A 19,548-nucleotide genomic window follows, 5' to 3' on the forward strand; every position below is an offset into this window, starting at 1 on the left:
CCCCGGCGCCTCCCGCGCCCTCCCCCGAACGCGCCACCGAGAACGAGAGTGCCGCCATGACCCCGCCCACCACGACCGCGCCGCCGTCGGCCGCCGCCGCCATCCCGACAGGACCATCGACGCCGATGAGCTCGACCCCCGCCCCGCGCCGCCGCACCGCGCTGCAGCAGTGGCGGAACCGCATCCCCGGCATCCTCATGGGCGGCCCGGCCGTCGCCGTGTTCCTGGCGATGTTCGTCATCCCGATGATCCTGGCTGCGGTGCTCAGCTTCACCGACTGGAACGGCTACAGCCTCAACTTCACCTTCATCGGCTGGGACAACTACATCAAGGCGTTCCACAGCCCGCGCTCGACGCAGGCCGCGATCTTCACGGGCATCATCGCGGTGGTGGGCACGATCCTCTGCAACGCCATCGGCCTCGCGATCGCCGCGCTCATCTCCGGGCCCGGCCGCTCGAACACGATCCTGCGCACGATCTTCTTCTACCCGTACGTGATCAGCGCGCTCATCATCGGCTTCCTCTGGTCGGCGATGCTCTCCCCCACCGGCGCCGTCAACGGTCTGCTCAGCACGCTCGGCCTCCCGGCGATGCCGTTCCTCACGGACCCGACCTTCGCCAAGGCGAGCGTGATCTTCACGATCGTGTGGTCGCACTTCGGCTTCAACATGATCCTGTTCCTCGCCGGCATCAAGTCCGTCCCCGCGGAGTACTACGAGGCGGCGACCGTGGACGGCGCCTCGCGGTGGCAGCAGTTCCGCTCCATCACGCTGCCGCTCATCGCGCCCGTCTTCACCGTGAACCTCGTGCTCACCCTCGTCGGGCTCCTCAAGGCGTACGACGTGGTGCTGTCGCTCACCGACGGCGGGCCTGCCGGCTCCACGCAGACGATCGTCTACCAGATCCTCAAGGACTCCTTCGCGAACTCGGCCCTCGGCTTCGGCGCCGCGCAGTCCATGATCCTCCTCATCGTCACCGCGGTCGTCGGCCTCGCCGTCACGCTGGTGCGACGCCGCGCCGAGCAGAAGGCGACCGACTGATGAAGCAGACCCGCAACCGCCCGGCCCTCGCCGTCAGCACGATCCGGTGGATCGTCCTCGGCGTCGTCGCGATCACGATGCTGATCCCGATGTACACGATGCTGATCAACGCGTTCAAACCGCAGGCCGACATCATCGAGAACCCGCTGCTGATCACTCCGCAGATGTTCACGTTCGACTACCTGTGGGCCGCGATCACGAGCAGCAAGTTCAACGTGATCGCCGCGTACGGGATCACGCTGCTGTTCGTCGTGCTCGTGAACCTGTGCTGCATCGCCCTCGCCGCGCCCGTCGCGTACGTCATCGCCCGCGGGCGATCGAAGTGGCACCTGGGACTGCTGCTGCTCTTCGTCTCCGGGCTCTTCATCCCGGGGCAGGTGACGCTGATCCCGGTGGTCTTCGTGCTGCGGGTGCTCGGGCTCATCAACACGATCCCCGGGTTCATCCTCTTCGAGACGGCGGCGACCCTGCCGGTGACGATCTTCCTGTTCACCGCGTACCTCCGCAGCGTGCCCCGCGACATCGACGAGGCGGCGTCGCTGGACGGCGCCGGTCCCATCCGCGCGTTCTGGGCGTGCATCTTCCCGATCATGAAGCCCGTGGTCGCGACGGTCGTGGTGCTCAACTCGATCGGGGTGTGGAACGACTTCGTGAGTCCGCAGATCATCCTCGGGCCGAGCTCCGGGATCTACACGGTCACCACCGGCGTCTACGCGGCGGTCGGACAGTTCTCGACCGACTACACCCAGGTGTTCCCGACCCTCCTGCTGGCCGTGCTGCCCGCGATGGTGTTCTTCATCGTCATGCAGCGCCACATCATCGGCGGCCTCGTCGCCGGCGCGACGAAGGGATGACCGTGCCCGAGACCCCGCTCACCCGTCCGCTGCGTGCCATCCCTGCGTGGGCCGTGCTGCAGCGCCGGCTCTTCGCCGAGGTCGAGGAGGCCCGCCGCCTCTTCCGCGACCGTTACACGCTGCCGGACGGCCGCCTCCGCGGCGTCGCCGAGTTCATCGACCGTGACGGCGTGGACGACCTGTACGAGCCCTTCTTCAACTGGCCCGCGTTCTACCTGCTCGGCGGACCGGACGAGGTGCTCGCCGACGCGAAGCGGAACTGGGAGGGCGTGACCGTGCAGCTCGCCGAGGCGGGCATGCTCACCGAGGAGTACGACAACGGCTACGACTGGTTCCATCAGGGGGAGTCGCTGCTGTTCCTCGCCGGCATCTGCGCCGCCGACCCAGCCGACACCGCGTTCGCCGCGCGCGCCGCCCGGTTCGCCGCCCTCTTCACCGACCCCGCGCAGGGCAACTACGACGCCGAGCGCAACATGATCCGCTCGCCGCACAACGGAGCCCTCGGCGCCCGCGAGGGGCTCGACGAGAAGATCGTGCCGTACACCGCTGACCGGGACGAGATGCGTCCCTACGGTCTCCCGCTGCACGGCCTGGACGGCATCGCCTCGTGGGACGATCTCGCCGACCCCGCGCACGCGCAGCGGATGGCGGAGGAGATGCAGCGCCGGGCTGCTGGCGACATCGCCGTGAACCTCGCCGCGACCTCGCTCGCCGCGAACCGCTGGCTCTACGACGGCGACGAGGAGGCGGCCGCGTGGATCCGCCGCTACGTCGACGGCTGGCGCGCGCGGGCGGACGGGGGCCTGCTCCCCGACAACGTGGGCCCGGACGGCACCGTCGGCTCCCTCCACGACGGCCGCTGGTGGGGCGGCCACTACGGCTGGGCCTGGCCGCACGGGCTGCACTCCGTCGGCATGAGCGCCCTGATCGGTGCCCTCAACCACGCGCTCGTCACCGGCGACGACGGCGCCCTCGACCTCGTGCGCACCATGCTCGACACGGTGCTCGCCGAGGCGCGCAGAGGCAGCGTCGCGGAGTCCACGTACAGCCTGCGCGGCGGGTGGATGGCCCGACTCGGCGCTGCCGCCACCGAGCCTGCTCTGCTCGTCCCCTACCGCCACGGTGCGGACGGCTGGTTCGACTACGGTCCGCTGCAGCTCGATCTGCCGCTGTGGCTCTGGTGGTGGTCGCGACGTGCGTCCGATCGGGAGCGGCTGGAGACGGCCATCGCCGGTCTGCCGGAATCCGCCGACCTCGTCGCCCCGTTCCGCGACAAGGAGGAGGCGGGTCACGAGGCCGGCTGGTTCGCGTACCTCTCCGGCAACCTGCCCGACTACCCGGTGCGGGCGCTGGAGATGGCGCTCGGCCAGGTGGCGCGCCGTGCTGCCATGATGCTCGCCGACGACCGCGACCCCGACGCCGCGCACCTGCACTTCTGGCAGCGTGTGAACCCCGTCGTGACGGAGGTGCTGACCCAGCTCGTCGCCGGGGCGCCGCAGGTGCTCTACAACGGCGGGCTCGGTTTCACGGCGCTCCGCTACGAGGACGTCGACCGCGCCCGGCCCGGACTCCCGGCGGACGTCGCCGCGCTCGTGCACCGTCTCGACGACGGCGGCATCGGCGTGCAGCTCGTGAACACCTCTGCCGTGCACACCCGCACCGTGCGCCTGCGCGGCGGACGCTTCGGCCTCGACCGGATCGTGCGGGTCACGGCCTCCGGCGAGGAGCCCGGCTTCTGGCCCGGCGCCTCGGGCACGTACACCGCCCCGGACGCCCCCACCGTCACCACGACCTTCGACGTGGACGACGACCTCGTGGTGACCCTGCCCCCGGCGCACATCGCCGACCTCGACCTGACCATCGCGCGTGCGACCGGATCGCCGCGCCACCTGTTCCCTGAAGGAGACGCATGAGCGCCGATCTGATCCGACCCGACTTCGCCCTGCCTGTGCGGGGTGGGGCCTACCAGCGGCCCTCGCGCGAGGTGGTCGACTCGTTCGACGCGATCTCGTCCGCCACCGCGTGCGCCAAGCTGCACGGGCTCGGGATCCGCCGCAGCTACATCGACGGGCCGGAGCCGCTGAGCCTCGGCCAGCGCGTCGTCGGCTCGGCGCTGACCCTGCAGTTCATGCCGCAGCGCGAGGACATGGCCTCGGGCGACGGCCAGGAGTACGCCGAGCGGAACACCGCCCTGTGGCACGTGCTCGAGGCCGTGCAGCCCGGCGACGTGCTGGTGATCCAGGCGTACGGCAGCCGGTTCTCCGGGTGCATCGGCGACATCCTGGCGCGCTACTTCGCACGCAAGGGCGGCGCGGGGATCGTCGTGGACGGGCGCATCCGCGACGCCGGCCGCATCCGCGAGCTCGGGATCCCGGTGTGGTCGACGGGCACGACCCCGCACTACGCCTCGCAGTCGGAGCTCGTGCCGTGGGCGTACGACGTGCCGGTCGCGGTGGGCGGGGCCCTGTGCATGCCGGGCGACCTCGTGGTCGCCGACGACGACGGCCCCGTCGTGGTGCCGCAGGCCCTGGCGCCGCAGGTCGTGGACGACGCGCGCGATCATGAGGAGTGGGAGGTGTTCAGCCGCCGCCGCCTCGACGAGGGCGCGCGCCTGAGCGACTACTACCCGTTGACCCCCGACAGCCGCGAGGAGTACGAGGCATGGCGTTCCGTCCAGAGCTCCGTCCGCTGAATCCCGAGGTCGCCGCGCGCGACGACGTCGGACTCGGGTGCGCGCCGATCGGCAACCTCTTCGCCCCTGTGCCTGACGGCGACGCGGTGGCAACGGTGCAGGCGGCGCTCGCCCGCGACGTCCGTTTCTTCGACACCGCACCGCTGTACGGCTCGGGCGAGAGCGAGCGGAAGCTCGGCCTCGCCCTGCGCGGCGTGCCGCGGGACGACTACGTGATCGCGACGAAGGTCGGCCGGGTGCTCGTCGATGCGGACGGCCGCCCCGTCGCGGGGGCCGCGAGCGGACACGACTCCGTCGTCGACCTCAGCAGGGACGGCGTGCGGAGGAGCCTCGACGGCAGCCTCGCCCGGCTGGGCGTCGAGCGTGTGGACGTTCTGCACCTGCACGACCCCCTGGACGTGGAGGCGGCGCTCGCGACGGCGCTTCCGGCGCTCGTCGAACTGCGCGACGAAGGGGTGGTGCGCGCGATCAGCGTGGGCCTCGGGCGGCTCGACCCCCTGGAGCGGTACGTCGCCGAGGCGCCGCTGGATGTGGTGATGGAGGCCGGCCGGCTCACGCTGCTCGACCGCACTGCGCTGGACCGGCTGCTGCCGACCGCGGCGGCCCGCGGCATCGGGGTGCTCGCGGCCGCGGTGTTCAACTCCGGCATCCTCGTCGACCCGGTCGGCTCCCCGTTCTTCGAGTACAAGCCCGCTCCCCCGGAGCTTCGGGAGCGGGCGCAGCGCCTGCAGGCCGTGTGCGCCTCGTACGGCGTGCGCCTCGCGGATGCCGCGGTGCAGTTCCCGCTGCGGCAGGGTGCGGATGCGGTGGTCGTCGGGGCGCGCACCCCCGCCGAGGTGGACGCGTTCGTGGACGGCCTCGACGCCGTGCTGCCCGCCGCGCTGTGGGACGCCCTCGACGCGGAGGCTGCATGACCGCGCGGCCCGGGAGCTGACGTGCGGATCGTCGACGCCCACGTGCACGTCTGGGATGCGGACGCCGTGCCGATCCCGTGGTTCCGCGACGACCTCGGGCTCCCCCGGCAGGCCGCGGCCGCTCGTCTCGGACGGGAGCTGACCGTAGCCGGCGTCTCCTCCGCCATCGCCGTGCAGGCGGCGGACTCGGTGGCGGAGGCGGAGTGGCTGACCGCGACCGCCGCCCGCGACCCGTTCCTGCGACGCGTGGTGCTGCAGTACACCCCCGCGCCGGGACGGGCCGCCGGCGCCACCGCAGTCGCGTTCTCTCCCGCCGTGGTCGGCGTGCGCGCCGCGGTGCCGCAGTTCGCCGCGGATCTCTCGGATGTGGACGGCCTCGACGCCCTCGCCGACCACCTGGGCGCGACCGCCCGCACCCTCGAACTCCTCATCCGCCCGGATCAGCTGCCCGCCGCGGCCGCCCTCTCCCGACGGCACCCCGACACCGCGATCGTCGTCTGCCACCTCGGCCTCGGCGCCCGGACGGCCGATGCCGCATGGCTCTCCGCGCTCGCCGAGGCTGCGTCGGCTCCGGGGGTGTCGGCGAAGGTCTCCGGGCTCGACCTCGCGGCGCGCGGGGCGGACGAGTTGCGGGGACTGCTGCGCTCCGCCTTCGCCCTCTTCGGCGCGGATCGGCTGATGTACGGCAGCGACTGGCCGATGTCCACGCGGACCACGACCTACGCGGAGGTGCTCGCCGCGACCCGGCGGGCTCTTCCACCGCTCTCCCCTGCCGAGGCTCGAGCATTCTGGTCCGGCACCGCCGACCGCCTCGCCCCCTTCACCGCGTAGCCCCGTCGCAGTTTCGCACCGAGGTCGCAGCGACTCCGGTCACCCCTGCGACCTCGCGCCGAAACTCCGACCTCGCGCAGGGAGTCCGCACCCCGGACACTTCCGCACCCCCGTCGCGGATCCGCCCCGCGTCGCAGGGACTCCGGTCAGCCGTGCGACCCCGGTGCGAAACTGCGACCTCGCGCGGGGGTCAGTCGAGGAGAGTGCCGGCAGCGTGGGCGCGGAACAGGGAGGACGCGGCCTCTTCGTCACCGGCCTCCAGCGTGTCGAGCAGGCCCTTGTGCCAGTCCGCGACCTCGTGCCAGTTCCCCGTGAAGGTGGGGTCGCCGAGCACGTGCATCACGCGCAGGCTCGGCTCCAGGAGGTCCCACATGCGCGGGAGGTACACATTGCCGCTGGCCTCGATGACCGCACGGTGGAAGGTGAAGTCGAGCTCGCGGAACCGGGCGAGGTCTTCCGCCTCAGCCGCCTCGTGCATCTGCGCGATGAGGCCGACGAGCTCGGCACGCCGCTCGGGATCCAGCGCCCCGCAGGCCAGCCGACCGGCGAGCCCCTCCAGCTCGACGCGCGCCACCTTCGCCTGCGCCGCCTCCTCCGCGGAGTAGCTCGCGACGAAGTTGCCCTGATGCCGCACGTGCGACACGAGCCCCTCGTGGGCGAGCCGCTTGAGGGCGTCGCGCACGGGCGCTTGGCTCACCTGCATCTGCCGGGCGAGCTGCGACTCCACGAGCTGCTCGCCGGGAGCCAGCGTGGAGTCCTTGATCATCGCCTTGATGAGCGCGTAGATCTGATCGGACAGCAGTCCGCGCTGCAGTCCGGCCGTGCCGAGAGCATCCGTCATGACCATCAGTCTACGTCCATTATCGACTATCGCTAATGGACGCGGCCGTGCGCCAGGCATCCGCGATGAGGGCGGATCCGAGGGGCGTCGGGTGCACCCCGTCCGGCGCGAGCTCGACGACCGGATACTGCTCCGCCGCCGCCGTCAACACCCCATGCAGGGGCACGAACGCCGCCCCGTGCTCCGCGGCGAGAGCCCGTACCGCCGCCCGCTTCCCGTCGAGGTCGTCGAGCCACGTGCGCTGCTCTTTCGTCACCGGAAGGAAGTACGGCTCCATGAGGATCAGCCGCGGGGCGTGCGCGGCCACCGCGCGGCCGAGGAGGTCGCCGAGCGTGGCGGCGAACTCCTCGGCTGAGGTCGGGTCGTCGCTGTCGAACCGACGCCACATGTCGTTCACGCCGACGTACACGGTCAGCAGCTCCGGCGCCGTGGGCAGCAGCTCCGCGTCCCACCGCGCGGCCAGGTCGCGGGCGCGGTCCCCCGCGATCCCGAGGTTGCGGACCGTGGCCCCAGCGGCCTGCAGCTCGGGGACGAGGAGCGACACATAGCCGTCCCCGAAGGACTCCGGGTCGGAGCGATCGCGCCCCGCGTCGGTGATCGAGTCTCCGATGAAGGTCACCCGCATCGTGGCACGTCCTGTTCGTCGTTCTTGAGCTTCGGTCGCACCGAGATCGGGAGCTCGACGCTCGCGCCAGCGTACGTCACGGTGATCGTGTGGTGCGGGCGCACCTTGCTGCTGTCGAAGCCGCTGACCATGTCGGCCGTCACCTGCTGCGTGGTGCGGGACCCGTCGCTCCAGTCCACCCCCAGCAGCATGCCGGTCACGTCGAGCTCCTCGCCGCGCACGTAGCGGGTCTTCGGCTCGGCTTCGGGCGCCCAGCAGATGCCGGTCACGGTCGCGGGCGGCGGTGTCGGCCGCACGACCAGGGTGTTCGTCTTGCCGTAGTGGTAGACGTTGAAGAAGCCGTCGGCACCGATACGGAGGTTCTCCCTGGCGTCGACCATGTTCCACACGGTCACGTCGTCGACCCGGAGCACGATGCGGGTGCCGCCGTCCTCGGCGACGGCACCGAACTCGATGCGGTGCGTGGAGCCCGGCTCGATGACGGTGTTGGGGATGCTGTCGAGCATGGTCTGGCCCGGCGTCCAGCTCTGGAACTCGATCACGTCCTCTTTGATCACCGCGAGGTATCCGGTGTTGGAGTTCTGCCAGGCGGGGAGCCCGGTCTGGTCGGAGCGCGCCTGGAAGCCGTACCAGCCACCGTCGAAGGCGCCGAACTCCGCCTCGAACTGCAGCAGGGTGTCGCCGAAGCGCTCGGCCTCGTAGCCGTGCACGCCCTGACCGCTGATCACGACACCCGTGTCGTCCACCGCGATGAGGTCGGACTCACTCCAGTTCGCCCCGTCCTTCAGCTGACCGTCCAGGCGGGTGGTCGGGTACTCGGCGTCGTCCACGGTCACGGTGACCGTGTCGCTGAGGCTCGGATCGGCGACCGAGGTCGCGGTGATCGTCGCAGTCCCCGCCGCCACCCCCGCGATCCGTCCCCCGGAGACCGTGGCGACCTCCGGGCTGTCGGTGGTCCAGGTGACCCGGGCGTCGCTGGCATCCTCCGGGGCGACCGTGGCCGCGACGGACCGCCGCTCCCCCACGGTGAGTCCGACGGCGTCGGCGTCCAGGCTCACGCCCGTGACCGGCACGCCGGAGAGCGAGAACCCGATGTCGTCGAAGTCGAGCGAGGCGTAGTTCTCCACGTAGAACCCGACCCGGCCGGCCTTTCCGGGGCCGGGATCGGCGCCTTCCAGCGCGATCGCCCCGTTGACGGAGATGCGGATCTGCCCGTCCTGCACCGCGATGCGGACGTGCGACGTCTCGCCGGGGGTCAGGCCCTGCGCCGCCGGCACGACCTTCTCCGCAACGACCTTCCAGGCGTCGTCGAAGATCGTCCAGGTCGGCCCGGCGGCGGCCTGGCGGAAGCGGATGTAGCCGCCGCCCTTGCCGTTGCGGTCGTAGACGATGAGTCCCGCGTTGGCGGGGGTCGTGGCCGGGGCCGTGACGTCGAAGTCGAGCACGAACTCCGTGAAGTCCCGCGGCAGGATGCTGTTGGCGCCCTTGAGGATGCGGTACACCTTGTCGCCCGCAGCATCCACCTGGATGCTGCGGTTCGGGTCGGTCGGCCAGCCGTTCGCCCCCGACTCGAAGTCGGTGAAGTGCAGCACGCCGTCGCCCTCCTCGACGATCACCTCGATGGTCGCGGTCTTGGTGGCATCGGCCTTCGCGGTCGCGGTGACCGCGGTCGCACCGGGGCCCATGCCGAGCACCACGCCCTTGTCGTTGACGGTGGCGACGGCGGCGTCGGCCGAGGCGTAGGTCACCGCGGCGTCGTCGGCGTTCCAGGGCAGCGGCACGGCGCGCACGCGCACCTCGTCGCCCGCGTCGATCGTGAGCGTGTCGCTGTCGAACGCGATGTCCTCGAGCGGGATGGTCTGCGGCTGCTGCGTCTGCCCGATCGCGCCGTCGACCCCGATCTCGCCGAACGCGATGGCCTCGAAGCCGGGGATCTGGTCGAACACGGCCGCATCGGCTTTCAGCGTGTAGTCGCCGTTCGCAGCGTCCACGAAGCCGGGGTCGGCGTCGGCCACCCAGTTGTCCTCGTAGTTCAGGAGGTTCTTCCCGTCCTTCGCGCCGTGTTCGTTGACGCCGGCCATCCGGGCCCGGTTCGGGTTCCACACGACGTTCTCGGCGAACGTGCTGTGGTTCGGGAAGTGGTGGTCGTCCTCGAAGAAGTGCGCGAGCTCGGGGTACTTCGTCAGGTACGGCGTGCCGACGAAGTCGTTGTTGTCGGCGAACACCTTCTCCCAGGCCGGCATGTAGTCGCGGTCGACGACGTTGCCCTCCTGGTCGCCCATCCACTGCTCGTAGTTGTCGTACGGCGCGTACGCGTCGACGAACACGTTGTTGCGCGCCTCGATGTAGTCGGCCGAGCCGCTCTTGATCGCGCCGTTGCCCATGTTCACGAACACGTTCTTCTCGATCGTGAGGTCCCACGTGAAGTTGTCGGCGTAGATGCCCTCGACGCCCGCCATGCCGACGCCGATGTCGTGGAAGTAGTTCTCCCGGAACACGTGGCCGCGCTGCTGCGGGGTCTTGCCGGAGTTCATGTAGATCGCACCGAGATCGTGGAACTGCTTGCAGACGTCGTACACCTCGTTGCGTTCGAACAGGTGGTCGTTGCCGTGCACGATGATCCCGGGGTGCGGGGCGTCGTGGATCTCGTTGTCCCTGGCGATGTTGCCGACGCCGTCGAACATCACGCCGGGGTTGTAGGCCTTGTGGTAGTACGCGAAGTCGGCGATCTCGGAGTTCTCGACCCGGTTGCGGCCGGGTTCGAGCGTCGTCTTGTCACCGCCCTGGAGCACCACGCCGACGCCGCCGACGTGCGTGAGCCGGCTGTCGGTGACGGCGTGGTCGCGGCCGCCGCGGTTCACCGGGATGCCGTCGTACGTGTAGCGGCCCGGCGAGTTGATGAGCACGCCGCCGTCGGTGAAGTTGCGGATGTCGCTGTGCGAGATCGTCACGTGCGAGCCGCCGAGGATCACCGCGGCCGTCGCGCGCCCGTACTCCATCACGAGGTCGTCGAAGTTCACGTACGAGGCCCCGTCCGCGCGCAGCATCGGCTCGTCGAGGGTCGTCACCGTCACGGCGCCGCGACCCGACGTGAACGCGGCGTTGGGGATGAGGTACAGCTTCCCGGCGTCGCGGTCGATGTAGTACTCGCCGGGGGCGTCGAGCTCCTCCAGCAGGTTCTGCGCGAAGTGGAAGTCGGGGAACCAGCTTTTCATGATCCCGGACATCTCGCCGTAGCGGAGGGTGATGGTCTTCGCCTCGGTGTCGATGCTCTCGATCTTGTTGTACGACCACTCCCAGCTGTAGCCGAAGATGCCGTCCAGCCACACGTCCTCGGCCTGGGTCCAGTGCTTCGGACGGTCGTAGCCGTAGCGGAACGTGCCGCCGCGCTCCTGCAGGTCGGCGTCGTTACGGTCCGGCCCGGCGTCGATGATGTCGCCCATCTGCACGGTCGGGGTGGCCGCGTCGGCGTTGGGCCAGCGCGCGAGGGTCATGCCCTGGCCATCGATGAACAGCTCCATGGGCGGCGTGGTGCTGACGTCGTTGGCCTTCCAGTAGCCGTGACGGCTGAGCTGGCCGTAGTCGGTGATGCCGAGGTCGGCGAGGTCGATCCCGACCACGCGGTCGCGGGCAGCCGGGTCGATGATGCGGTCGGTCACCGCCGCGTCGTCGACCGCCGCGAACTGGTCACGCGGCAGCTCGCGACCGCCGGTGAGGGTGGCGGTCTCCCCCGGGTACGAGCGGTAGGTGATGGGGGCGTCGGCAGTGCCCGAGTCCTGCGCGCCGATCTCGAACGACGCCGAGCGGGGGTACGTGCCCTCCCGGAGGTACACCGTGAGGCCGTCGTCCGGGAGCGCGGAATCCGCCTTCAGCGCGCGGATCCGGTCGCGGGCGCCTTCCAGCGTCGCGAGGGGGTCGTCGATCGTGCCGGAGGCCGCGTCGTCACCTCCCGGCGCGAGGTAGAGGGCGTCATCGTCCGCGGCCGCAGCCGCCGACGGGACCGCCGCAGCGAGGGCGGATCCGAACACCGCCGCCAGGGTCAGGCTTGCCAGTACACGCTTCATCGCGTCTCCGAACTGTCGCTTCCCGCACGGCCGATGCGCGCGGCGCCGCGGGAGCGGCTGCTCCGACCGTAGCCAATCGATAATCGACTAGCAAGGATCGATACTGATCGTTTCGGATCCTCGAGGCGCCAGGGCGTCGCGGCTGATCGGGCTCGGCGCTGGTCGACGCCGCCTTCGGCATCCCGATCCCGATGGCCCTCGCGTACCGAGGCTCGCATCCGAGAAACCAGTTCACAAAACAAACACTTTCCACCACTTTCTGACTATTGCGCTCTCCAGTTGACGTCGCTGTAATCTGCCGGAAATACTGAGGAAGCCCGAGACCGCACTGCGAGAGTGCGGACACATCACCCCAGGCCAAGGATGACCTAGATGACAGAACAGACCATTTCCTCACAGATAGGAACAGGTCGCCGGCCCCGTCGCCTCTCGGACGGGATGTTCGCGCTCCTCCTCACGGCTCCCGGCCTCGCGCTCCTCGCCGCCGTGGTCGTGTACCCGCTGATCACGGCCCTCATCACCGCGTTCTACAAGCAGAGCCTCGTCGAGCCCGGCCGCGAGTTCGTCGGCTTCCAGAACATCGTCGACGTGCTCACCGGTGAGTTCTTCCCGCTCCTCACCCAGACGCTCGTCTTCACCCTCGGCACGACCATCGCGCCGTTCGTGATCGGCTTCGGCCTCGCCCTCGCCCTGAACACGCGCATCCGCGGCGCCAAGGTGCTCCGCGGCCTCATGCTCATCCCGTGGCTGATCCCCGGCGTGGTCGTGTCGTTCCTGTGGATGTGGATCTTCAACGCCAACTACGGCGTGCTCAACGCCGCCCTGGAGACCGTCGGCCTCATCGACTCCCCCCAGGCGTGGCTCGCGAACCCCACCACCGCCATGATCGCCGTGATCGTCGCGAAGACGTGGCAGTCGTTCCCCTGGATGATGGTCATGCTCCTCGCCGGCCTGCAGACCGTGCCGATCGAGCTGCACGAGGCCGCCGAGATCGACGGCGCCGGCACCATCCGCCGCTTCTTCTCCATCACGGTCCCGCAGATGAGCGGCATCATCGGCCTCGTGATCCTGCTGGAGTTCATCTGGAACTTCCAGCACTTCGACATCATCTACGTCCTCACCGGCGGCGGTCCCGCCGGCTCCACCCAGACGTTCGCGACCGCGGTGTACGAGACCGCGTTCGACGGCTTCGACCTCGGCCACGCCGGGGCGATCGGCCTGCTCTGGATGATCCTGCTGATGGCGCTCGTCGTCGTCTACGTCCGTCTGTCCGAGAAGGGAGAGAAGCGATGACCGCCGTGCTGACCGAGGAGACGGTGGCCGCCGTCTCCGCCCCGCCCGCCGCGCCCCGCCGTCGACGCCACCGCGCCGACCGCCGCGCCTCCACCGTGAGCGCCTGGATCGCCGTCGTCGTGTTCGGCGGGTTCGCTCTGCTGCCCGTGTACTGGCTGCTCGCGACCTCGCTCACCCCGCGCACGGAGGTGTTCAGCTACCCGCCGAAGCTGTTCCCCACCGAGATCACGTTCGAGGCCTACGCCGCGCTCGCGAACAACCCGGCCCTGTTCGGCTACCTCCGCAACAGCATCGTCGTCTCCGTCATCACCGCGATCCTCTCGGTGCTGGTGTCGGCGTACATGGGCTACGCGTTCTCGAAGTTCCGCTACCGCGGCCGCCGCAGCCTCATGTACTTCGTGCTGGCGTCGCAGATGTTCCCTCAGGCGCTGCTGCTCATCACCCTCTACGCGGTGTTCTCGGCCTACGGCCTGCTCAACACCTACACGGCGCTCGTGCTGTCGTTCACGACGTTCACGCTGCCGCTGTGCGTGTGGATGCTGAAGGGCTTCTTCGACACGATCCCGGACGAGCTCATCGAGGCCGCCCGCGTCGACGGCGCCTCCCGCCTGCGCATCATCCACTCGATCGTGCTGCCGCTTGCCGCGCCCGGCCTCATCGCCGCAGGACTCTTCGCGTTCGTCCGGGGCTGGAACGACTTCATCTTCGCCCTCACGCTCGCCGGCCCCGACAAGCAGACCCTGCCGCCGGGACTCGTCAACACGTTCATCGGGGAGGCGTCCACCGCCTGGCCCGAGCTCATGGCGGCTTCGCTCGTGGTCTCGCTCCCCGTGGCCATCGCGTTCATCGCCCTGCAGCGCTTCCTCGTCGGCGGGCTCACCGCCGGCGCGGTCAAGGGCTGACCCGCACCACCCCCTCATCCGCAGTCCCTCGAAGAAGAGAGAGCACCCCCATGTCCGAGAACACCACCGTCTCCCGTCGCCAGCTCCTGCAGTTCGCCGGGCTCGGCGCCGCCGGCCTCCTCCTCGCCGGTTGCATGCCGAGCGGCGGCGGCAGCGGCAGTCCGTCCTCCACCCCCGGCGCCGGGCTCGGCGCGGGCGACTTCACCGCCACCGACTTCTCGTTCTCCAGCTGGTCGCTCACCGAGGAGGCCGCTGCCCCGGCCACCCGCGCGCTGCTCGACGGCTACAAGAAGACCAACGACGTCGGCATCACCGAGGTCTCCTTCCCCTACAACGAGTACTTCAAGCAGCTCATGCTCCAGGTGCGCGGCGGACAGTTCACGGGCGCCGCGCACGTCGACGTCGCCTGGCTCGCCTCGCTGGCCGCGCTCGGCAAGCTGGAGGACGTCTCGGCGCTCACGAAGGGTCGCGGCTACACCGCGTCGAGCCTGGACGCGACCCAGCTCGACGGGAAGCAGTACGCGTTCCCGTGGACCATCGGCGCGATCGGCCTCATCACCAACTCCGAGCTGCTGAAGAAGGCGGGGATCTCCACGTTCCCCACCACCGTCGACGACTTCGAGGCGGCGCTGAAGAAGCTCAAGGCCCTCGGCGGCGGCCTCATCCCCTACGCCGCCTCGACCAAGGCCGCCCAGCTCAAGGACGTCCTCATCTGGATGCAGACGTTCGGCAGCGACCTCGTCAAGGACGGGAAGGTCACGATCGGCGACGACGCCAGCATCGAGGCAGTCACCTGGTACAAGTCGCTGTACGACCAGGGACTCATCGCCGCCGACGTCGACCGCTTCGACGCCCGCTCCCTGTTCTCCCAGGGCCGCGCCGCCATCTACGACGACGCCCCCGTCGGTCGCGCGTCCGTCACGAAGGACTCGCCGGATCCCGACCTCGCCTCCAAGCTCGTGCCCGAGTCCCGCCCGGTGCTGAAGAAGGGCGACACCCCGCGCGCCCTCGTCTGGGGTGGCGCCATCGCCATCGTCGGCGGCGGCTCCGGCGACAGCACCCGCACGGCCGCAGACTTCGGCCAGTGGGCCACGAGCGACCTGAAGGCAGTGCTCGGCGACTACGAGCTGCGCGGCCTGCCGCCCGTGACCGAGGAGGCGCAGGCCTCGAAGGAGGTGGCGTCCGACGCGTTCGGGGCCCGCTTCGCCGAGAAGATCACGGCGACCGCCACCACCAACCCCTTCTGGCAGTACCCGCAGTACGCCCAGATCGAGACCGTGATCGCCGACCGCGTGCAGGCCGTCCTCGTCGGTCAGCAGAGCGCCAAGGACGCGATGGCGCAGGCCGGCGACCAGGCGCAGAAGCTGCTGGGCTGAGGAGCATCGCCATGACCCTCCGCTGGAAGGCCGGCGCCACTGCTGCCGCCGCCCTCACCGCACTCGTCCTCGCTGTGCCCGCTCCGGCGGCCGCCGCGACCCCCGACGTCGAGACCGTGCCCGTCACGGTCGACAGCTCCAACCAGTCCGGCTGGTGGAACCCGATCGTCGTCGACGGCGATGAGACGTACTTCGCCTACAACGTGCCCGGCTCGGTGGCCGCGAAGCACCAGGTGAACCTGGCCGTCCGCGCCGCCGACGGCACGTGGACCTCGGGCTGCCTGCGACTGGCCACCGGGGCCTGCGCGGAGTACCTCGACGACAACGGCCACAACCAGCCGTCCATCGCGATCGACGGCGACGGGTACATCCACGCGTTCGTCTCGATGCACCACGAGCCCTGGAAGTACTTCCGCTCCACCGTGCCCTATGACGCGACCTCACTCGTCGACGTGAGCGCCGAGATGCCCGACGCCGGGGCCGCGGTCTCCTACCCGGTCACGGCGCAGGGCGCCGACGGCGACATCTGGCTCATGGTGCGCATCGGCGCCGACCCGCAGGCTCGCCGCGACGGGGTGCTGTACCACTACGACCCCGCGGCCGGGACGTGGACCCGCGAGACGACGATCGCCGCCGCCGTGAACCACTCCTTCTATCCCGACGACCTCGAGGTCGACGCGAGCGGCAAGGTCCACGTGCTGTGGGAGTGGGGCCCGTGGCCCGCCGATCCCTACCGCCACCTCGGCTCCTACGCGGTGTACGACCCGGCCGCGGGCGGCTTCCGCGACGTCGCCGGGCAGGCGCTGCCGACCCCGATCCGCCCGGACACCCCCGGCGCCGTCGTGTGGCGCGGCTACGAGCCCGGCGAGACCATCGGCGACGCCGTGCCGGCGGTGCAGACCGCGAAGATGGCCCTCGCCGACGGCGAGCTCGTGGGCGTGACCTACCGGTACGCGGACGAGACCGAGAACGCCTTCGACGTGCGGTGGGCGACCTGGACCGGCTCCGCCTGGACGAGCGAGACCCTCGTGGACACGGACGCCCTCGGTGGCGGCGTGCAGACCATCGCGGCGCTCGACACCCCCACCGCCGGCGGCGAGACCCGCGTCTACGCCGTGGTGTCGGTGCAGGACTGCGGCATCACCCGCAGTCAGACGGTGCTGCTGACCGCCGGGGCCTCGGGATGGACTGCCGACACCGTGGGCGATCCGGTCGTGGGCCAGCAGCGCCTCCGCGCGGCCACCCGCACCGACGGCACCGACGTCGTCTACCTCAGCGCCCCCGCTGTTCCCGGCGGAGGGACGCTCCGGCGCGCCGAGGTCCCGCGCGACGGGCAGCCGGGGGCGACCACCCTCCCCGCCATCGTCGCCTCCCTCCGCGGCGACGCCGGCGGCGAGAACCTGGCGCTCGGCGGCACCGCGACCGCCTCGTCCCAGCTCCGCGCCGACACCGGCCCGGAGAAGGCGATCGACGGCGGCTGCACCGACGCGAGCCGGTGGATCTCGGCGACCGAGGACACCCAGCCGACCATCACCGTCGAGTGGGACGAGGCCACGCCGCTGGACGTCGTCCGGGTGCGCAGCGGCTACACGGTCGGGCTGCCGCAGACGTCCGTGCTGCGCGACTTCACCGTCCAGCTGCGCACCGCGAGCGGCTGGGTCACGGTCGGCACCGTCACCGGCAACACCCAGACGACGGTCGTGGTCGACGCCCAGGGGCGGACGGCCGATGCCGTGCGCCTCGTCATCACCGACCCGTCCGACTCCGCCACCGACGTCGCCCGCGTCTACGAGATCGAAGCGATCGCCGCACGCTGAGCGGCATCACCACCCCACCCGAAAGGAACCCATCCCCATGCGCACCCAGACCGTCGAAGCCGACATCATCGTCGTCGGCGGCGGCCTCGCCGGAGTGAGCGCCGCCGTCGCGGCGGCCCGCCTCGGCCGACGTACCGTGCTGATCAACAACCGGCCGGTGCTCGGCGGCAACTCCTCCTCGGAGGTGAGGGTCTGGGTGTGCGGAGCGACCGCCCACGGCAACCAGCGGTGGGCGCGGGAGACCGGGATCATCGGCGAGATGTACCGGGAGAACCAGTTCCGCAACCCCGAGGGCAACCCCGTGTACTGGGACGACGTGGTGCTCGACATCGTGCGCCGCGAGCCCAACCTCACGCTGTTCCTCAACACGGAGGTGCTCGAAGCCGAGGCCACCGGCCCCGACGACGCCCGTCGGGTCCGGTCGGTCACCGGCTGGACGATGGGCTCGGAGATCCGCACCGTCTTCCGCGGGCCGCTCTTCCTCGACTGCACGGGGGACGGCCTGGTCGGACGGCTCGTCGGCGCCCGGCACCGGCTGGGCAAGGAGAGCCGCAGCGAGTTCGGCGAGGACTGGGCGCCCGAGCAGCCCGTGCGCGAGTTCCTCGGCTCGACGCTCCTCTTCTACACGAAGGATCTCGGGCACCCGGTGAAGTACGTCGCGCCGGAGAGCGCGAAGGACATCTCGACCACCCCGATCCCCTCGTCGCGCATCATTCGCAGCGGCGACAGCGGCGCGCACTACTGGTGGATCGAGTGGGGCGGCACGCTCGACATCGTCGACGACAACGAGGCGATCCGCGACGAGCTGCGGTCGGTGATCCTCGGCATCTGGGACCACATCAAGAACTCCGGCGAGTTCGACGCCGACAACCTGACCCTGGAGTGGATCGGCAACATCCCCGGCAAGCGCGAGTACCGTCGCTTCATCGGCGACTACACGCTGCGTCAGCAGGACATCCTGGAGCAGACGTCGTTCGACGACGGCGTCGCGTTCGGCGGCTGGTCCATCGACCTCCACCCCGCCGAGGGCATGTACGCGACGGGGGCGGGCGCGGTGCAGCGCTTCTCGGACGGCGTCTTCGAAATCCCGTTCCGCTCGCTGTACTCCGTCAACGTCGACAACCTGCTCATGGCGGGCCGCGACATCTCGGCCACGCACATCGCCTTCGGTGCCGCCAGGGTGATGGCCACGTGCGCGGCGATGGGCGAGGCCGCGGGCACCGCCGCCGCCCTCTGCTACGCGCACGACGCCACGCCCCGCGAGCTGTACGAGCACCATCGTGCGGAACTCCGCCAGACGCTGCTCCGCGCCGACGCCTCCCTCATCGGCGTCGCGAACGAGGACGCCGCCGACCGCGCCCGCACCGCTGCCGTCACCGCATCGAGCACCCTGCGCACGATCGGCACCCCGGAGAGCACCGTGGCCGCGGCGACCCCGCACGCCCTGACGGACGACCTCGGCATCGTCGTCCCCGTGCACCCGCGCCTCGACACGACCGAGCTGCTGCTCAGCGCCGAGGCCGACACGCAGGTCACGGTGGAGGTCTGGTCCACCGGCCGTCCGCAGAACATCGTGCCCGCGGTGCTCGAGCACCGCACCGTGATCGACGTCCCCGCCGGGGGTCCGTCCTGGGTGCGGGCGGAGACGCCTTTCGCCCCGGAAGACCCGCAGAACGCGATCATCGTGCTCCGCGCGAACCCGCAGGTGCAGGTGCAGCTCGCCACCGAGCTCCCACCAGGGGTGCTCACCCTCGTGCACCGGGTCGACAACGACGACCGGAACGTGCAGGTCGACCGCGACGGCCTCCTCGTGCAGTGGCCGACCAAGCCGCTGCGCGGACGGGTGCCCGCGTTCCGCACGAGCCCGGACTCCGAGGCCGTCGCCCCGGAGCGCGCCGTCTCCGGGTACAACCGCCCGTTCGGCGGACCGCACCTGTGGGCGTCCGCCCCGGAGGCCGAGGGCCCGCAGTGGTTGCGCCTGGACTGGGAGCAGCCGGTCACGGCCTCCGAGATCCGCCTGGTGTTCGACGACGACGTGGACCTCGAGCTCAACACCCTGCATCACCACCGGAGCCCCGACGAGGTGCTGCCCCAGCTCGTCCGCGACTACCGGGTCGAGGTGCAGCAGGCGGGTTCCGAGGAGTGGCGCACCGTGGCGGAGGAGCGGGACAACCGCCATCGCCTGCGGGTGCATCCGCTGCCGGACGACCTCGGCGCCCTCACGGCCGCCCGCCTCGTGGTGGAGCGGACGAACGGCGTCGCGGAGGCACGCGTGATCGCGTTCCGAGTGCAATCGTGA

14 protein-coding genes are annotated in these 19,548 nt (G+C 70.6%); 11 read left to right on the top strand and 3 right to left on the bottom strand.

The genetic code is table 11. The annotated features are described in order from the left end of the window. Positions 1-56 precede the first annotated feature (56 nt). From BK819_RS10825 to BK819_RS10850, 6 genes are read left to right on the top strand one after another with little or no spacing between them, the layout of a single operon-like run. A complete protein-coding gene (locus BK819_RS10825; protein ID WP_256209445.1) occupies positions 57-1,040 on the top strand; it encodes a carbohydrate ABC transporter permease in 984 nt (327 codons plus the stop codon). Further along, a complete protein-coding gene (locus tag BK819_RS10830) occupies positions 1,040-1,894 on the top strand; it encodes a carbohydrate ABC transporter permease (RefSeq protein WP_017204137.1) in 855 nt (284 codons plus the stop codon). The genes BK819_RS10825 and BK819_RS10830 overlap by 1 nt, the downstream gene beginning before the upstream one ends. After that, complete coding sequence (locus BK819_RS10835; protein ID WP_071329159.1) at positions 1,891-3,807, top strand: hypothetical protein; 1,917 nt, start codon at positions 1,891-1,893, stop codon at positions 3,805-3,807. The genes BK819_RS10830 and BK819_RS10835 overlap by 4 nt, the downstream gene beginning before the upstream one ends. Further along, a complete protein-coding gene (locus BK819_RS10840) occupies positions 3,804-4,586 on the top strand; it encodes a ribonuclease activity regulator RraA (RefSeq protein ID WP_071329160.1) in 783 nt (260 codons plus the stop codon). Before BK819_RS10835 ends, BK819_RS10840 begins: the two co-directional genes overlap by 4 nt. Further along, on the top strand, positions 4,556-5,500 hold the full coding sequence (locus BK819_RS10845; RefSeq protein WP_071329161.1) for an aldo/keto reductase: 945 nt from the start codon (positions 4,556-4,558) through the stop codon (positions 5,498-5,500). Before BK819_RS10840 ends, BK819_RS10845 begins: the two co-directional genes overlap by 31 nt. Positions 5,501-5,521: 21 nt before the next feature. Then, positions 5,522-6,331: an amidohydrolase gene (locus BK819_RS10850; protein ID WP_071329162.1), complete on the top strand. Its 810-nt coding sequence runs from the start codon at positions 5,522-5,524 to the stop codon at positions 6,329-6,331. A gap of 190 nt (positions 6,332-6,521) precedes the next feature. Here BK819_RS10850 and BK819_RS10855 read toward each other — a convergent pair whose 3' ends face one another. From BK819_RS10855 to BK819_RS10865, 3 genes are read right to left on the bottom strand one after another with little or no spacing between them, the layout of a single operon-like run. Then, positions 6,522-7,172 carry a GntR family transcriptional regulator gene (locus BK819_RS10855; RefSeq protein ID WP_071329404.1) on the bottom strand — a complete coding sequence of 217 codons (651 nt, stop codon included), beginning with the start codon at positions 7,170-7,172 and terminating at the stop codon, positions 6,522-6,524. 19 nt (positions 7,173-7,191) lie between these two features. Continuing rightward, positions 7,192-7,797: an SGNH/GDSL hydrolase family protein gene (locus tag BK819_RS10860; protein ID WP_071329163.1), complete on the bottom strand. Its 606-nt coding sequence runs from the start codon at positions 7,795-7,797 to the stop codon at positions 7,192-7,194. Further along, positions 7,788-11,861 carry an Ig-like domain-containing protein gene (locus BK819_RS10865; RefSeq protein WP_071329164.1) on the bottom strand — a complete coding sequence of 1,358 codons (4,074 nt, stop codon included), beginning with the start codon at positions 11,859-11,861 and terminating at the stop codon, positions 7,788-7,790. Before BK819_RS10865 ends, BK819_RS10860 begins: the two co-directional genes overlap by 10 nt. 438 nt (positions 11,862-12,299) lie before the next feature. Here BK819_RS10865 and BK819_RS10870 point away from each other — a divergent pair, with 438 nt between their 5' ends. Genes BK819_RS10870 through BK819_RS10890 form a run of 5 tightly spaced genes read left to right on the top strand, consistent with a single transcriptional unit; the run spans position 12,300 to position 19,548 of the window. Beyond that, positions 12,300-13,154, top strand: a complete 855-nt coding sequence (locus tag BK819_RS10870; protein WP_174235390.1) for a carbohydrate ABC transporter permease — start codon at positions 12,300-12,302, stop codon at positions 13,152-13,154. Continuing rightward, complete coding sequence (locus tag BK819_RS10875; RefSeq protein ID WP_025105392.1) at positions 13,151-14,056, top strand: carbohydrate ABC transporter permease; 906 nt, start codon at positions 13,151-13,153, stop codon at positions 14,054-14,056. Before BK819_RS10870 ends, BK819_RS10875 begins: the two co-directional genes overlap by 4 nt. Before the next feature lie 50 nt (positions 14,057-14,106). Continuing rightward, the gene (locus BK819_RS10880; protein ID WP_071329165.1) at positions 14,107-15,432 is read left to right on the top strand and encodes an extracellular solute-binding protein; all 1,326 of its coding nucleotides are present in this window, start codon (positions 14,107-14,109) and stop codon (positions 15,430-15,432) included. An 11-nt stretch (positions 15,433-15,443) separates the two neighbouring features. Beyond that, on the top strand, positions 15,444-17,249 hold the full coding sequence (locus tag BK819_RS10885; protein WP_071329166.1) for a BNR-4 repeat-containing protein: 1,806 nt from the start codon (positions 15,444-15,446) through the stop codon (positions 17,247-17,249). 37 nt (positions 17,250-17,286) lie between these two features. Continuing rightward, positions 17,287-19,548, top strand: a complete 2,262-nt coding sequence (locus BK819_RS10890; RefSeq protein WP_071329167.1) for an FAD-dependent oxidoreductase — start codon at positions 17,287-17,289, stop codon at positions 19,546-19,548.

This window comes from Microbacterium sp. LCT-H2 (assembly GCF_001866135.1).
In the GTDB taxonomy this organism is placed as follows: domain Bacteria; phylum Actinomycetota; class Actinomycetes; order Actinomycetales; family Microbacteriaceae; genus Microbacterium.

Excerpts from the sequence above, each read along its gene's own strand:
- BK819_RS10875 (WP_025105392.1), top strand. The coding sequence starts at position 13,151 with ATGACCGCCGTGCTGACCGAGGAGACGGTGGCCGCCGTCTCCGCCCCG.
- BK819_RS10855 (WP_071329404.1), bottom strand. The coding sequence starts at position 7,172 with ATGACGGATGCTCTCGGCACGGCCGGACTGCAGCGCGGACTGCTGTCC.
- BK819_RS10890 (WP_071329167.1), top strand. The coding sequence starts at position 17,287 with ATGCGCACCCAGACCGTCGAAGCCGACATCATCGTCGTCGGCGGCGGC.
- BK819_RS10865 (WP_071329164.1), bottom strand. The coding sequence starts at position 11,861 with ATGAAGCGTGTACTGGCAAGCCTGACCCTGGCGGCGGTGTTCGGATCC.
- BK819_RS10835 (WP_071329159.1), top strand. The coding sequence starts at position 1,891 with ATGACCGTGCCCGAGACCCCGCTCACCCGTCCGCTGCGTGCCATCCCT.
- BK819_RS10830 (WP_017204137.1), top strand. The coding sequence starts at position 1,040 with ATGAAGCAGACCCGCAACCGCCCGGCCCTCGCCGTCAGCACGATCCGG.
- BK819_RS10860 (WP_071329163.1), bottom strand. The coding sequence starts at position 7,797 with ATGCGGGTGACCTTCATCGGAGACTCGATCACCGACGCGGGGCGCGAT.
- BK819_RS10845 (WP_071329161.1), top strand. The coding sequence starts at position 4,556 with ATGGCGTTCCGTCCAGAGCTCCGTCCGCTGAATCCCGAGGTCGCCGCG.
- BK819_RS10885 (WP_071329166.1), top strand. The coding sequence starts at position 15,444 with ATGACCCTCCGCTGGAAGGCCGGCGCCACTGCTGCCGCCGCCCTCACC.
- BK819_RS10840 (WP_071329160.1), top strand. The coding sequence starts at position 3,804 with ATGAGCGCCGATCTGATCCGACCCGACTTCGCCCTGCCTGTGCGGGGT.
- BK819_RS10870 (WP_174235390.1), top strand. The coding sequence starts at position 12,300 with ATGTTCGCGCTCCTCCTCACGGCTCCCGGCCTCGCGCTCCTCGCCGCC.
- BK819_RS10825 (WP_256209445.1), top strand. The coding sequence starts at position 57 with ATGACCCCGCCCACCACGACCGCGCCGCCGTCGGCCGCCGCCGCCATC.
- BK819_RS10880 (WP_071329165.1), top strand. The coding sequence starts at position 14,107 with ATGTCCGAGAACACCACCGTCTCCCGTCGCCAGCTCCTGCAGTTCGCC.